This window comes from Pseudomonas fluorescens HK44, from assembly GCF_000217955.3.
Classification (GTDB): Bacteria; Pseudomonadota; Gammaproteobacteria; order Pseudomonadales; family Pseudomonadaceae; genus Aquipseudomonas; species Aquipseudomonas fluorescens_AQ.
Genome location: NZ_AFOY02000007.1, coordinates 166679 through 180327, shown reverse-complemented (window position 1 = coordinate 180327; position 13649 = coordinate 166679). Strand labels below are relative to the sequence as shown.

At 58.2% G+C, this 13649-nt stretch carries 11 protein-coding genes; 6 read left to right on the top strand and 5 right to left on the bottom strand.

The annotated features are described in order from the left end of the window. The first annotated feature begins 85 nt into the window (after positions 1-85). From HK44_RS06465 to HK44_RS06440, 6 genes are all read left to right on the top strand, one after another. Positions 86-1411, top strand: coding sequence for a TRZ/ATZ family hydrolase (locus tag HK44_RS06465; protein ID WP_019692989.1), 1326 nt, complete (start codon positions 86-88; stop codon positions 1409-1411). A gap of 67 nt (positions 1412-1478) precedes the next feature. Then, positions 1479-2177: a bifunctional 2-polyprenyl-6-hydroxyphenol methylase/3-demethylubiquinol 3-O-methyltransferase UbiG gene (ubiG, locus tag HK44_RS06460; RefSeq protein ID WP_019692990.1), complete on the top strand. Its 699-nt coding sequence runs from the start codon at positions 1479-1481 to the stop codon at positions 2175-2177. A gap of 4 nt (positions 2178-2181) precedes the next feature. Continuing rightward, positions 2182-2853, top strand: a complete 672-nt coding sequence (gene mupP, locus HK44_RS06455) for an N-acetylmuramic acid 6-phosphate phosphatase MupP (RefSeq protein ID WP_019692991.1) — start codon at positions 2182-2184, stop codon at positions 2851-2853. A gap of 190 nt (positions 2854-3043) precedes the next feature. Next, positions 3044-3784, top strand: a complete 741-nt coding sequence (locus HK44_RS06450; protein WP_019692992.1) for a YciK family oxidoreductase — start codon at positions 3044-3046, stop codon at positions 3782-3784. A gap of 373 nt (positions 3785-4157) precedes the next feature. Continuing rightward, positions 4158-5084, top strand: a complete 927-nt coding sequence (locus HK44_RS06445) for a GGDEF domain-containing protein (protein ID WP_019692993.1) — start codon at positions 4158-4160, stop codon at positions 5082-5084. A 102-nt stretch (positions 5085-5186) separates the two neighbouring features. After that, entirely contained in the window at positions 5187-6212 is a 1026-nt protein-coding gene (locus tag HK44_RS06440; protein ID WP_024264761.1) for an IS110 family transposase, read from the top strand. A 365-nt stretch (positions 6213-6577) separates the two neighbouring features. Here HK44_RS06440 and HK44_RS06435 read toward each other — a convergent pair whose 3' ends face one another. The 5 genes from HK44_RS06435 to HK44_RS06415 form a co-directional block, all read right to left on the bottom strand. After that, positions 6578-7339, bottom strand: coding sequence for a TenA family transcriptional regulator (locus HK44_RS06435; RefSeq protein WP_431357305.1), 762 nt, complete (start codon positions 7337-7339; stop codon positions 6578-6580). 78 nt (positions 7340-7417) lie between these two features. After that, positions 7418-9877 carry an EAL domain-containing protein gene (locus tag HK44_RS06430; RefSeq protein ID WP_019692995.1) on the bottom strand — a complete coding sequence of 820 codons (2460 nt, stop codon included), beginning with the start codon at positions 9875-9877 and terminating at the stop codon, positions 7418-7420. A 219-nt stretch (positions 9878-10096) separates the two neighbouring features. Beyond that, complete coding sequence (locus HK44_RS06425) at positions 10097-11914, bottom strand: ABC transporter ATP-binding protein (RefSeq protein ID WP_019692996.1); 1818 nt, start codon at positions 11912-11914, stop codon at positions 10097-10099. Beyond that, on the bottom strand, positions 11907-12509 hold the full coding sequence (locus HK44_RS06420) for a DsbA family protein (RefSeq protein ID WP_187682486.1): 603 nt from the start codon (positions 12507-12509) through the stop codon (positions 11907-11909). The genes HK44_RS06425 and HK44_RS06420 overlap by 8 nt, the downstream gene beginning before the upstream one ends. A 36-nt stretch (positions 12510-12545) precedes the next feature. Beyond that, the gene (locus HK44_RS06415) at positions 12546-13487 is read right to left on the bottom strand and encodes a rhodanese-related sulfurtransferase (RefSeq protein ID WP_019692998.1); all 942 of its coding nucleotides are present in this window, start codon (positions 13485-13487) and stop codon (positions 12546-12548) included. Positions 13488-13649 lie beyond the last annotated feature (162 nt).

Below are 13649 nucleotides of genomic sequence, written 5' to 3'. Positions count from 1 at the left end.
AAAGCCGCCGATTATAGCGATCCCCCCGCGAAGACGCTCGGGTATACTTCGCCATCCTTTATAAAAGCACTGGACCGAACCCTCGATGCCGAATCCTGCCGTTGCGCTCGACTTACTCCTGCTGCCGACCTGGCTAGTACCTGTCGAACCCGCTGGCGTAGTCCTCAAGGAGCACGGCCTGGGCATCCGCGACGGGCGTATTGCGTTTATCGGCCCGCGCAGCGAAGCCTTGAAGCTCAAGGCCGGCGAGGTCCGCGAACTGCCGGGCATGCTGCTGAGCCCGGGCCTGATCAACGCCCACGGACATGCGGCGATGACACTCTTCCGTGGCCTGGCCGATGATTTGCCACTGATGACCTGGCTTGAACAGCACATCTGGCCAGCCGAGGCCAAATGGGTCGATGAAGCTTTCGTCCGCGATGGCACCGACCTGGCCATTGCCGAGCAGATCAAAGGTGGCATCACCTGCTTCTCAGACATGTATTTTTTCCCGAAAGTTGCCAGCGAACGCGTGCACAACAGCGGTATTCGCGCGCAAATCGCCATCCCGATCCTCGATTTCCCGATTCCCGGCGCCAGCGATGCAGATGAAGCTATCCGTCAGGGCGTCGAGCTGTTCAGCGACCTCAAGCATCACCCACGCATTAAAATCACCTTCGGCCCTCATGCACCCTACACCGTCGGTGACGAAAACCTCGAAAAAATCCGGGTAATCGCCGAGGAACTGGACGCAGCGATTCACATGCACGTCCACGAAACAGCCTTCGAAGTCCAGCAATCGGTCGAACAGCGCGGCGAGCGGCCATTGGCCCGCCTCGGCCGCCTGGGCTTGCTCGGACCACGCTTCCAGGCCGTTCACATGACGCAAATCAGCGATGAAGACCTGGTGTTGCTGGTAGAAAGCAACACCAGCGTGATTCATTGCCCGGAATCGAACCTGAAACTGGCCAGCGGCTTTTGCCCGGTGGAGCGCTTGTGGCAGGCTGGAGTCAATGTCGCGGTCGGCACCGATGGCGCGGCCAGCAATAATGACCTCGACCTGTTGGGTGAAACCCGTACCGCCGCCCTGCTGGCCAAAGCCGTTGCCGGCTCGGCCACGGCACTGGACGCTCATCGCGCCTTGCGCATGGCAACCCTCAACGGTGCCCGTGCGCTGGGGCTGGAAGCCGAAGTGGGCTCGCTGGAAGTCGGCAAGGCCGCGGACCTGGCGGCCTTTGACCTGTCCGGCCTGGCCCAGCAACCGGTTTATGACCCGGTTTCGCAACTGATCTATGCGACTGGCCGGGACTGTGTGAAACACCTTTGGGTTGCCGGCAAGCAACTGCTCGACGACCGGCGCCTGACGCGCTTCGATGAACAACAGCTATGCGCCACGGCCACCGCCTGGGGCCAGCGCATCAGCGGACACTGAATAGAACGCCCCCTTGAGCTGAACCTCAAGGTTGACAGCAGAATTTTTCAGATTTAGAGGATTATCCATGAGCAACGTCGACCACGCTGAAATCGCCAAATTCGAAGCCCTGGCTCATCGCTGGTGGGACCGCGAAAGCGAGTTCAAGCCGCTGCACGACATCAACCCGCTGCGGGTCAACTGGATTGACGAGCGCGTCAAACTGGCCGGCAAGAAGGTCCTGGACGTCGGTTGCGGTGGCGGCATCCTCAGCGAATCCATGGCACAACGCGGCGCCACCGTGATGGGCATCGACATGGGCGAAGCACCGTTGGCGGTCGCGCAACTGCATCAACTGGAATCCGGCGTCAGCGTCGAATACCGGCAGATCACCGCCGAAGCCCTGGCGGAAGAAATGCCCGAGCAATTCGACGTGGTCACCTGCCTGGAAATGCTTGAGCACGTACCCGATCCATCGTCGGTCATTCGTGCCTGCTTCCGCATGGTAAAACCGGGTGGACAGGTGTTCTTCTCGACGATCAACCGCAACCCGAAGGCTTACCTGTTCGCTATCGTCGGTGCCGAATACATCATGAAACTGCTGCCGCGCGGCACGCATGATTTCAAGAAATTCATCCGCCCTTCCGAACTGGGTGCCTGGAGCCGCCAGGCCGGTCTGAGCGTCAAGGACATCATCGGCCTGACGTACAACCCGCTGACCAAGCACTACAAGCTGGCCGCTGACGTTGACGTCAACTACATGATCCAGACGCTGCGCGAGGAGTAAGCCGATGGCAATCAGAGCAGTTCTTTTTGACATGGACGGCACCCTGCTCGACACCGCGCCGGACTTCATTGCCATCTGCCAAAGCATGTTGGCAGACCGCGGGTTGGCGCCGATTCCGGATAAACACATCCGTGACGAGATTTCCGGCGGGGCGAAAGCCATGGTCGCGATAACCTTCTCGATGGACCCGGAATCACCAGGTTTCGAGGCGTTGCGACTGGAATTCCTGGAGCGCTATCTCAAGGGTTGCGCGGTTCACAGCAAACTCTTCGATGGCATGGCCGAACTGTTGGCCGACATTGAGAAATCCAATCTGATCTGGGGCGTGGTGACCAACAAACCGCTGCGCTTTGCTGAGCCGATCATGCAACAACTGGGACTGGCCGAACGCTCGGCGCTGCTGATTTGCCCAGACCACGTGACCAACAGCAAGCCGGACCCGGAGCCGTTGATCCTCGCCTGCAAAATGCTCGACCTTGACCCGTCCAGCGTGCTGTTCGTAGGCGATGACCTGCGCGATATCGAGTCGGGCCGCGATGCCGGCACCCGGACCGCCGCGGTAACCTTTGGCTACATTCACCCTGATGACAATCCACGAAACTGGGGGGCCGACGTGGTGGTGGACCATCCTTCGGAGTTGCTCAAGGTGCTTGATAGCGCGTTGTGTAGCTGCTGATCTAACTGGCTGCCGGAGGCATTTGTGGCGAGGGGGCTTGCCCCCGCTGGGTTGCGAAGCGACCCCAAGCTCGGTTTGTCAGCTTCACCGAACTGGCTGATTTACGACCGCTTCGCAGCCGAACGGGGCGGTGCGGCGTTCCGACAAGCCTCCTCGCCACAGTCTGTCTTCCGTTTTGTAGAGGTTTTTTATGTTTGATTATTCCGCCCGCCCTGAACTGCTCAAAGATCGGGTCATCCTGGTCACTGGCGCCGGTCGTGGTATCGGTGCTGCCGCGGCAAAAACCTATGCCGCTCACGGCGCGACCGTACTGCTGCTGGGCAAGACCGAGGCCAATCTGACTCAGGTTTACGACGAAATCGAAGCCGCCGGTTATCCACAGCCTGTAGTGATTCCGTTCAACCTGGAAACCGCCCTGCCGCATCAGTACGACGAACTGGCGGCCATGATCGAAACCGAATTCGGTCACCTTGATGGCTTGCTGCACAACGCTTCGATCATTGGCCCGCGCACGCCACTGGAGCAACTCTCCGGCGAAAACTTCATGCGCGTGATGCACATCAACGTCAATGCCATGTTCATGCTGACCAGCACTCTGCTGCCACTGCTCAAGCTGTCTCAGGACGCCTCGGTGATCTTCACCTCCAGCAGCGTAGGCCGCAAAGGTCGTGCGTACTGGGGCGCTTATGGCGTGTCGAAGTTCGCCACCGAAGGCCTGATGCAAACCCTGGCCGACGAAGTCGACACCGTCGCACCGGTTCGCTCCAACAGCATCAACCCAGGCGCTACCCGCACCAGCATGCGTGCTCAAGCGTACCCGGGCGAGAACCCGGCCAACAACCCGGCGCCTGAAGCAATCATGCCGGTTTACCTGTACCTGATGGGGCCGGACAGCACTGGCATCAACGGTCAGGCGTTCAACGCTCAGTAAGCCCCTTGCCACCGCCCCCCTGCCGCGACGGCATCCTGTCGCGGCACGCGCCTCACCCCCCCGTCAAGCGCCTGGTGAAGTCAATAAAATGCCGAAAAATCAGCTGCCAGTAGCCACCACACAGGCCAACAAGCTGATTTAAAACGAGTTTTATTCATCTGAACCGAATGGCATGACTTTCGCTCTAATCCCTGTTGGAACACGCAGCGTGTTAGCGATCGGGCAGCGCCGTGTCGAGCTTACTTTTGCTCGACAAAGCGGACTAAAATCTAGCCACATGTCCTACGAGACTGATGGACCAGTATGACGCGCAGCCCAAAGCCGCTCTCACCCAGCCTGCAAGACAGCATTCCTGCTTAGGGGCTCACGCCATATGAAATCTCCAACCCAGACCAACGCAATTGACTTCGATAGCGCCAAAATGCAGCGACTGGGCTTTGGCCAATTGCCGCCCCTGCTGGAGCGTCCTGCCGGCCTCGGTCAATTGCGCCAGCAACTGGGCCTGCAACTGCAAACCAGCCTTGAGCCGCAACGCATTCTGGGACTGTTTTTCCGCGAAATTCAGCGCCTTGTGCCACTGGACGCCTTGAACTATCAGCACAAGACCAGCGATCTGCGCCTGGAGTTCGGTCAGCGCGGGCATCACTCGGTGAGCTATAGCCTGAGCCACGAAGGCACACACCTGGGCGATCTGGTGTTTCGTCGAAATCAGCGCTTCAGCGAAAAGGATCAGGGCAACCTCGAATCCCTGCTATCCACCTTGCTCTTCCCGATGCGTAACGCCCTGCTCTATCGAGCAGCCACTCAAAGTGCACTGCGTGATCCGCTGACAGGCACCGGCAACCGCATTGCCATGGATCAGACGCTGCAACGGGAGATCGACATGGCCCGGCGACACATGCAGCCGCTGTCATTATTGATGCTCGATATCGATCACTTCAAACAGATCAATGACAACTACGGTCACAGTGCCGGCGATGACGTGCTGAAGGCTGTCGCAACCTCGATCAAAGACCAGTTGCGCAACGTAGACATGGTCTTTCGCTTTGGCGGAGAAGAGTTTCTGATTCTGCTGTCCAACACCGGCCGCGAAGCCGCAGCGATGGTAGGCGAACGCCTGCGCTATGCCGCGCAAGCCGGGGAGTATTCGGCGGATGGGACGCTGATCGGTTTAACGGTCAGCCTCGGATGCTCGACGCTACTGCCGGGCGAGTCCGCAGAGAGCTTGTTGCGACGCGCCGACAGTGCACTGTATGTGGCCAAGCGCGAGGGGCGTAACCGGTTGGCGATGGCGGGTTGAGGCTTCAGCTACAACACAAACCAAATAATGAAATGGCTACCCCCGCCGCCCCCTGTGATCGCCCACTAAGCTTTCGCAGGGGGCTCATCGGAGACCGTTGCCATGAACAAAGTAGCTATTGCCGCCATCGATCTGGGAAAACACTCTTTCCATCTACACGCGCAAGATGATCGTGGTCATGAGCTTTACCGCAAAAAGTTTACTCGTGCGGCGCTCATGCAGCACCTGATGAATCTCGAACCCTGCACCGTTGTGATGGAAGCCTGCGGCGGAGCCCACTTCATGGCGCAGGAGGTCGCGAAGCTGGGACATACGCCCAAGCTCATTGCCCCGCATCTCGTACGCCCTTACGTGAAAAGCAACAAAAACGACTTCGCTGATGCCGAGGCGATCTGCGAGGCGGCGACTCGTCCAACAATGCGCTTTGTACACCCCAAAACCCAGGCTCAGCAGCTGCTGGCCATGCTCAACTCGACACGCGATTCGTTCATCAAAGAGCGCACCGCGACCGTCAATCGGATTCACGCAGCGCTTTTGGAGGTCGGCGTCAGTCTGGCCACAGGCTTCAAGCCCATCAAAGAACTGCCCGCTCGGCTTGAAGCGAGTTCAATTCCTGTGCCCATCAAAAAACTTCTGACGAGGTTGCAGGAGCACTTCACCTATCTGGATGGGCAGATCAAGACGCTGGACAAGGAAGTGGAATGCCAGGCCGCCGAAGATGATCTGGCGGCTCGTTTGATGACCATGCCCTGCGTAGGCCCGATCACCTCCAGCGTCCTGGCTGCCGAATTGGGCGATGGCAAGCAGTTCAAATGCGGCCGAGGCTATTCGGCCTCAATCGGGCTGATACCCAAACAGCATTCTACGGGCGGCAAGACCGTCCTGCTGGGCATCAGCAAGCGAGGTGATCGCAACCAGCGGCGCCTGCTTGTCCAATGTGCCCGTGTTTACCTGATGCAACTGGACCGACAGAAAGGCTGGCTGGCGGACTGGGTCCGGCAGCTATTGGCCCACCATCACTCCAACCATGTGGTCTGCGCGCTGGCCAACAAGCTGGCAAGGATCGCCTGGGCGATTGCTGCCCACCACACTGAATTTGATGCAGGGCCAACCGCGATGAACGCCTGACCCTGCTGTCACCCGAGCACCACCCACCTGGTTTTGCGATGCTGGATAACAGATGACGTGAACGGCTAACCGGCCTGACGACAACCCTGAGCTCCCACACGGCTGAAAGGCCGTTCGAATAATTAGGATCGTTAGGCATCGATTCTCATCGAGGCGCGGGGTTGCCACCCCACACAGACGCCGGATAGATGAAAGCAAGCCAAACACGCATCAAAAACAGTATTGCAGAAAAGGGGGTAACCATAGATGTGGGAGCGAGCCTGCTCGCGATGCAGGCAACCCGGTTTAACAGGAAAGCCCGGGGTATCGTTCATCGCGAGCAGGCTCGCTCCCACAATGGTTTTGCGTTGTCTTGAATTAACGGATCAGCTTTCGACCAGCGCCATCCGCTCCCGGGCTACCGGAACCCTTTCCGAGTGCTCCAGTTGCATGCAGCGTTCCAGGAACAGGTACATGTAGTCGTAGCTCTTGCAGATCGCCTGACGCAGTTCGGCTTGCAGGGATTTAGCGGGGTTCAGGCCCGCCAGCGTGCAGATGATTTCCAGGGCTTCCCACGGATGGGCATCATCGTATTGAGCATGCATTTTCAGCCACTTCATGGCGCGTTTGCGGTCGTCCTCAGGGAACGCTGCCGCATAGACACCACTGGAACACACCAGCGCCGACCACTCCCCGGTCGCCCCTTCAATGGCATAGTTGGTCGCCGCAATGGCAACGATCAGCGAATCCGACGAGCTGGTATGCCAGCACCAATGACTCAACGCATGAAGCTCAGGAGCAACCTGCTGTGCCTGCAAATCATCGGGGCTCACGCCATGTGCGCGACTCCAGTGCACCCAATAATCGGCATGATTAAGTTCAACCCGAATGTTGCGCATCAGCCAGCGACGCGCCATGTCCTCGCCGGGATGGCGGGCAAAGCGGGTCTTCGTCAGGTTTTGCGCCATGTACAACGCGAACTGTTCAACGACCGGCCAGCCACCAATGAGGTATTGACGCATGGTCCTTGCACTGAGTTTGTTGTCACGCATCCGCTGATACAATTCATGTTCGACAACCCGACGCTTGCTCTCGCTGCAATCCCGGATCAACTGCTGAGCCCAGGCTGGGTAACTTGCGGCTTCCATAAGCGGGCCGGATCTGTTGAAGGTATCGATCACTGTCGCACTCCTTTTGATTGTGATTGTACGGATCAGCAAGAGACTTCAACGGAATGTGCCAGGCGCCTTGAATAACAGAGGCTGCGGTCTGGTGGGCCGACATTGCAGGCTGTCACAGGTAAACAATTGCGGACGTTCAATGATATATCCTTGAGCATAATCCACCCCGATCTCCAGCAATGCCTGCTCGATCTGGGGTGTTTCAACAAACTCGGCAATGGTGCGCTTACCCATGACATGACCGATGTGATTGATCACTTCGACCATTGCACGGTTAATCGGGTCGTCCAGCATATCCTTTACGAAACTCCCGTCGATCTTCAAGAAGTCTACAGGTAAATGTTTTAGATAAGCGAATGAGGACATTCCGGCACAAAAATCATCCAACGAAAAATGGCATCCTAACCCTTTGAGCTCGTTAATAAATCTGATTGCACTGCCCAAATTGGAAATCGCGCTGGTTTCAGTGATTTCAAAACAAATCATTTCAGGCGGAATGGCGTAGGCAGTGAACTTTTCACGCAGGAAGTGTAGAAAAGCCTCATCCCCGATGGTAGTGCCTGACAGATTGATCGCACACATGGCCAACGGCCCTTTACGCTCTTGCGCGATGCCCTGCGCAATGATCCTGAACACACTCTCGACCACCCAACGATCCAGGGACGTCATGACTCCGTAACGCTCGGCAGCAGGAATGAAGCTGTCCGGCAGAATCATCCGCCCGGCTTCGTCGTGCAGACGCAGCAGGATTTCGATATGCCCACCGCCCCGTTCCGTATGCCCCAGCGCAGCGATTTCCTGTGAGTACAGGCAGAAGCGGTTCTCTTCCAGCGCCATGTGCAGGCGCTGGACCCAGGCCATCTCGCCAAAGCGCAGGGACAACTCGGAGTCGTCAGCATGATAGACCTGCACCCGATTGCGGCCCTTCTCCTTGGCCATGTAGCAGGCCATGTCGGCAGCACGCAATGAAGCCTCAAGGGTGGCCGGAGCCTGAATAATGTGCACCAGACCGATGCTGACGGTGGTCACGAATGGCCGGCCTTTCCAGACAAAATGCAGGTTTTGTACCGTCTGGCGCAGGCACTCGGCGATTTTTTCCGAGGCTTGCGGCGAGCAGTTTTCCAACAGAATGCCGAACTCGTCACCGCCCAATCGGGCCAAGGTGTCACCTTCGCGCAACCCCGACTGCAACAGCGCGCAGATATGCCGCAGCAGCTCATCACCCGCAGCATGTCCGCAGGTATCGTTGACCAGTTTGAATTGATCCAGATCGAGGAACATCAAGGCATGCCGGGCAGGCTGGCGCGTCAGATTGTGCAACGCCTGCTCCAGGCGATATTCGAATTCGCGGCGGTTGGCCAGCCCGGTTAACGCGTCGTGAGTGGCCTGCCAGGAAAGATTGGCGATGTACTGCCGTTCCTGGGTCATGTCATGCAGCACCAGCACCGTGCCACTGACTTTACCGGCATTGCGAATCGGTGAACCCACCAACGTGACTGAAACCGTGCTGCCATCCAGCCTCTGGATCAGTTTGGAGTGCTCACTGCCACCGCTGAGCTGCCCGCTGAGAATATGCTCGATCAGTGTGAAGCCATCCGCCTGGGCATTTTCATCCAGCAGATTGAACAAGGCTGCCAACGGCAGCCCGATTGCCTGCTCGGCCTTCCAGTGGGTCAACTCCTCGGCTGCCGGGTTCATGTAAGCAATGGCGCCTTCAACGTCGGTAGTGATCACGCCATCGCCAATGGACTGCAAGGTTATTTGCGCGCGCTCTTTTTCCAGTTGCAAGGCATTGGCAAACGCGTGGCGCTGAGCCAGTAGCTTATGGGTGCGCAAGAGTGCCAGGGCAATCAACCCCAACGCCGTGGCCAGGTTAGTCAACAGCAACAACTGCAGAATCAGCCGCGAACCCTCGCCCAATGCGTCGCTGAATGCCTTGGCGGCGGGTGTCACCGCTTCGTTGATGGCAAATATCCGGGCTTTCCAGCGCTGAATATCGGTGTCGCCCGCCTGGTTGTTGGCAATGCGCTGATGCATTTCAAGGGCGACGTTATCGAGTTGCACCAGGTAGGCATCGCCTACGGTCCAGCGATCGATAGCGGTTTCCAGATAACTGAAATGCCGGAAGTTCAGGTACAGCCAAATCAGGCTTGAAACGTCATCGGGATGGTTTCCGCCCTTGAGGATACCCCGCCTCGCGGCCTCAAGATCAGGCGGTTGATGATCCAGCGCGACCCGCAGCTCATGCCCGCCCTGGGGCACTGAAATAGCCTTTTGGTACTTGAGGAAAATCGACTCGTCGCGACTGTCAGCGTAGAGATTGAGGTAATAGATAGCGTCTTTCTGCCCCTTGGACCACAGGCTTTCTCCGGCAACGTAGCCGCGAACCGCGGACAAAACGTACAGGCTGACGCCGCCCAACAGGGCCTGAAATAACACGACGGCGATAAATGGCCAGACGATGCCCAACAACCGTGGCGTTCCGAGAGTCCGCTTTTGCTTCATGAGGTCCCTTGCACAAGCGCTGCCTGATGAACACCCGAGAGAATTTCGCTCCTAGCAGCACAGACTAGGCCAATTTTCGATTTTTCGATTTTTCGAAGACATCAGGCTTCGATCAAACTCGATTCAAGGGCAAGGCAACAATCAAAAAGTCCATAAGGCTGATTCCCCATAAGGGTAGATGATCAATAAGCACAGAAATCCGGGCAAAACTCAAGGTTGCTAATGCTGCTGCAAATGCCCATACAACTTGGCATACAGCCCCCCCTCAGCAATCAGCTGCTGGTGGTCGCCATCCTCGGCAATTTGCCCACCATCGAACACCAGCACCCGGTCCGCCTGTTTTACCGCCGACAACCGGTGAGCAATGATCAGTGTTGTGCGACCGCTGAGAAACCGCGCCAGCGCCTGATGCAGGTTGTATTCGGTGGCGGCGTCCAGCGCCGACGTCGCCTCATCGAGGACTACGACCTTGGGTTCGGCCAGCACCATTCGCGCAATCGCCAGGCGCTGGCGTTGGCCGCCGGACAAGCGCACACCGGAACGGCCAACGACGCTGTCCAGGCCTTGCGGCAACGCCTTGACCGTCGCGTCGAGCTGGGCGATTGCCAGTGCCTGCCAACAGGCTTCGTCGCTGCGCTCGCGCCCCATGGCGAGGTTGGCCCGTATGGTGTCGTTGAACAGTGCCGGATGCTGCAACACCACGGCGACATTCTCGCGCACGGTTTCCAGGCCGATGTCCTGTTGAGTGACGCCGCCAAAACGGATACAGCCCGATTGCGGCGTATAGAGCCCCAACAGCAATTGCACCAGCGTGCTTTTACCGCCACCGCTGGCGCCCACGATCGCGACTTTTTCGCCGGGCGCGATGGACAGGTTCATCTGATCCAGCACCAACTCACCGCCGTAGCCGAAACTCAAGCCTTGCACCTCGATGCCCACCGTCTCGCGCCCTTTGAACGGATCGACGCCACCTGGGTACTGCGGCTCATCGGCACGCGATAACAGTTCGTTGATTCGCGTCAGCGCACCACCCGCCGCGTAATAGGCGTATTGCAAATTCAGCAGCTGCTCGACCGGCCCGATCATGAACCAGAGATAGCTGAACACCGCCAGCATCTGACCGATGGACAGGTCAGAAAACAATACGGTGAGCATGGCGGCGGCGCGGAAAATATCAATGCCGAACTGGAACAGCAATCCGCTGGCACGGCTCGACGCGTCGCTTTTCCACTGTGAGTTGACGGCATAGTTGCGCACTTCCTGCGCCCGCAATCCGAGCCGTCCCAGAAAAAAACCCTGACGATTGCCAGCGCGGATTTCCTGTATCGCATCCAGGGTTTCAGTCAGCGCCTGGGTGAACCGGGAAGTGCTGTCATTCTCGAGTTTCTTCAGGTGTTTGACCCGTTTACCCAACTGCACGGTGGCGTAGATCACCAGCGGGTTGAACAACAGGATCAGCAGCGCCAGCTTCCAGTGCATCCACACCAGAATTCCGGCCGTACCGACCAGCGTGAGCATAGCCACCAAAAAGCGGCTAAGGGTTTCGCCGACAAATTTGTCGACAGTGTCCAGGTCCGTGACCAGGTGCGTGGTCACCGTGCCGCTGCCCAGGCTTTCGTATTCCCCAAGGGAAATACGCTTGAGTCGCTCGATCAGCCGTACGCGGATACGATAGACGATGTCCTTGGCCAGGCCTGCAAACAGACGTGCCTGCAAGACGTTGAACATCAATGCGCCGCAACGCAGGGTCAAGGTCACCAGCAACATCAAACCGATGTAACCGGCAGCACGCTGCCAGCCGGTGGGCAGCGCGTGGTTCATGACTTTCAGTGCAGCGTCGCCATGGCCCAGCAGCACTTCGTCCACCAGCAATGGCAGCAGTAAAGGGATCGGCACACTGCACAGGGTCGCCAATACGGCGACGCCGTTGGCGATCCACAAGGATTTTTTATGTTGAAGCGCCAGACGACGGATTTCCGCCCAACTCAGCCGGTCGACCCGCTTGGGTTGTGGTGCATCATCGGGTTGCTCATACACAGGCAGCACGCTCCAGCCAACGGCCGAGCAACGGTGCCAGTTCGCTGAGCGGTTGGTAGCCATTGGTCAACAGCGCCAATTGACCATTGCGCTCGGCCAGCAAGGTCGGAAAGCCGGCAATGCCCAGATCCTGAACCCAGGTGAAGTCTGCCGCCGTCGCCGCGTGCTGATCGGCACGGTCGAATGCTGCTGCGAACTCGATGCGTGGCAAACCGGCTTGTTCGGCCAACTCCACCAACACGCTGGCGCGGGTGACGTCACGCCCCTCGGCATAAAAAGCCTGCTGAATGAGTTTAAGCAGCTTCCAGGCGCAATCCGGCGCCAGACTGCGCGCTGTCACCAGTGCGCGGCAGGCAGGTTCGGTGTCGTAGACAAAACCGTCAGGCAGCGCGCCTTCGAACTTGAACGGCTGGCCGGTGGCTTCGGCGACCGCCTGCCAGTGTTCGAGAATGTAGCGCCGCGTGGTGGGTTCAAGTGCCGCACCGCTGCCGGTGCGCAAACCGCCAACCACCAGATGCACTTCAACGCCCGCAGCCTGCGCCTGCTTGACCAAGGCCTCGGCTACCGGAGCGAAGCCCCAGCACCAGGAGCACATCGGATCCATTACATAGAGCAGGCGCGCGGACATGGTTCAGGCCTCGGTGTTGGATTGCTTGTAGTTGTAACCAATCGGGTGCGGCTGATTACGGGCCTTGGCCAGTTCGATCTGTTTCTGCCGGTCGATCGCACTGCGACGGGTCTTCTCACTCAGCTTATCCCAGCAATGCGGGCAGCTGATGCCGGCGACGTAGTGCTCGGATGCGCGGTCTTCCACGCTCACCGGCGTACGACAGGCATGACATTGATCGTAGTCGCCTTCGCTCAAGTCGTGGCGAACAGTGACGCGGTTATCGAACACAAAGCAGTCGCCCTGCCATTTGGTTTCTTCCTGCGGCACCTCTTCGAGGTACTTGAGGATTCCGCCCTTGAGGTGGAAGACTTCATCGAAGCCCTGGCTGAGCATGTAGCTCGAAGCCTTTTCACAGCGAATGCCGCCGGTGCAGAACATCGCGACTTTCTTGTGCCTGGCCGGGTCGAAGTTGGCTTTGATGTAGTCGGGAAATTCACGAAAACTGGTGGTTTTCGGATCGATCGCGCCTTCGAAGGTGCCGATCGATACTTCGTAGTCGTTGCGGGTATCGATCAGCAGCACTTCAGGGTCGCTGATCAACGCGTTCCAGTTCTGCGGATCAACGTAGGTGCCGACTTTCTTGTTCGGGTCAACGCCTTCAACACCCAGGGTGACGATCTCTTTCTTGAGCTTGACCTTGGTGCGATAGAACGGCTGCTCGTCGCAGTACGACTCTTTGTGGTCGATGTCGTCCATGCGCGGGTCGTTCTTGAGCCAGGCCATCAGCCCGTCGATGCCTTCGCGGCTTCCGGAAACCGTGCCGTTGATGCCTTCTTCGGCAATCAGCAAGGTGCCTTTGATGCCGTTGTCGACCATCGCCTGCAACAGTGGCTCGCGCAAGGCGACGTAATCTTCAAGGGTGACGAACTTATACAGTGCCGCCACGACAATCTGTTGTGTCATGGGTGATTCTCCAGGTGGCTACCCGCGTAAGGGGTGAACCGGATGCGAAAAAAAACGCGCCGGCTAAGCGGCGCGTTACGGATTCTAGCAAAAACAAAGTGATTAATGGGCTGCCAGATATCTTTGTGGCGAGGGGGCTTGCCCCCGCTGGGCTGCGAAGCG

Coding starts and splice junctions, on each gene's coding strand:
- HK44_RS06465 (WP_019692989.1), top strand. CDS start 86: ATGCCGAATCCTGCCGTTGCGCTCGACTTACTCCTGCTGCCGACCTGG.
- ubiG (WP_019692990.1), top strand. CDS start 1,479: ATGAGCAACGTCGACCACGCTGAAATCGCCAAATTCGAAGCCCTGGCT.
- mupP (WP_019692991.1), top strand. CDS start 2,182: ATGGCAATCAGAGCAGTTCTTTTTGACATGGACGGCACCCTGCTCGAC.
- HK44_RS06450 (WP_019692992.1), top strand. CDS start 3,044: ATGTTTGATTATTCCGCCCGCCCTGAACTGCTCAAAGATCGGGTCATC.
- HK44_RS06445 (WP_019692993.1), top strand. CDS start 4,158: ATGAAATCTCCAACCCAGACCAACGCAATTGACTTCGATAGCGCCAAA.
- HK44_RS06440 (WP_024264761.1), top strand. CDS start 5,187: ATGAACAAAGTAGCTATTGCCGCCATCGATCTGGGAAAACACTCTTTC.
- HK44_RS06435 (WP_431357305.1), bottom strand. CDS start 7,339: ATGGAAGCCGCAAGTTACCCAGCCTGGGCTCAGCAGTTGATCCGGGAT.
- HK44_RS06430 (WP_019692995.1), bottom strand. CDS start 9,877: ATGAAGCAAAAGCGGACTCTCGGAACGCCACGGTTGTTGGGCATCGTC.
- HK44_RS06420 (WP_187682486.1), bottom strand. CDS start 12,509: ATGTGCTCCTGGTGCTGGGGCTTCGCTCCGGTAGCCGAGGCCTTGGTC.
- HK44_RS06415 (WP_019692998.1), bottom strand. CDS start 13,487: ATGACACAACAGATTGTCGTGGCGGCACTGTATAAGTTCGTCACCCTT.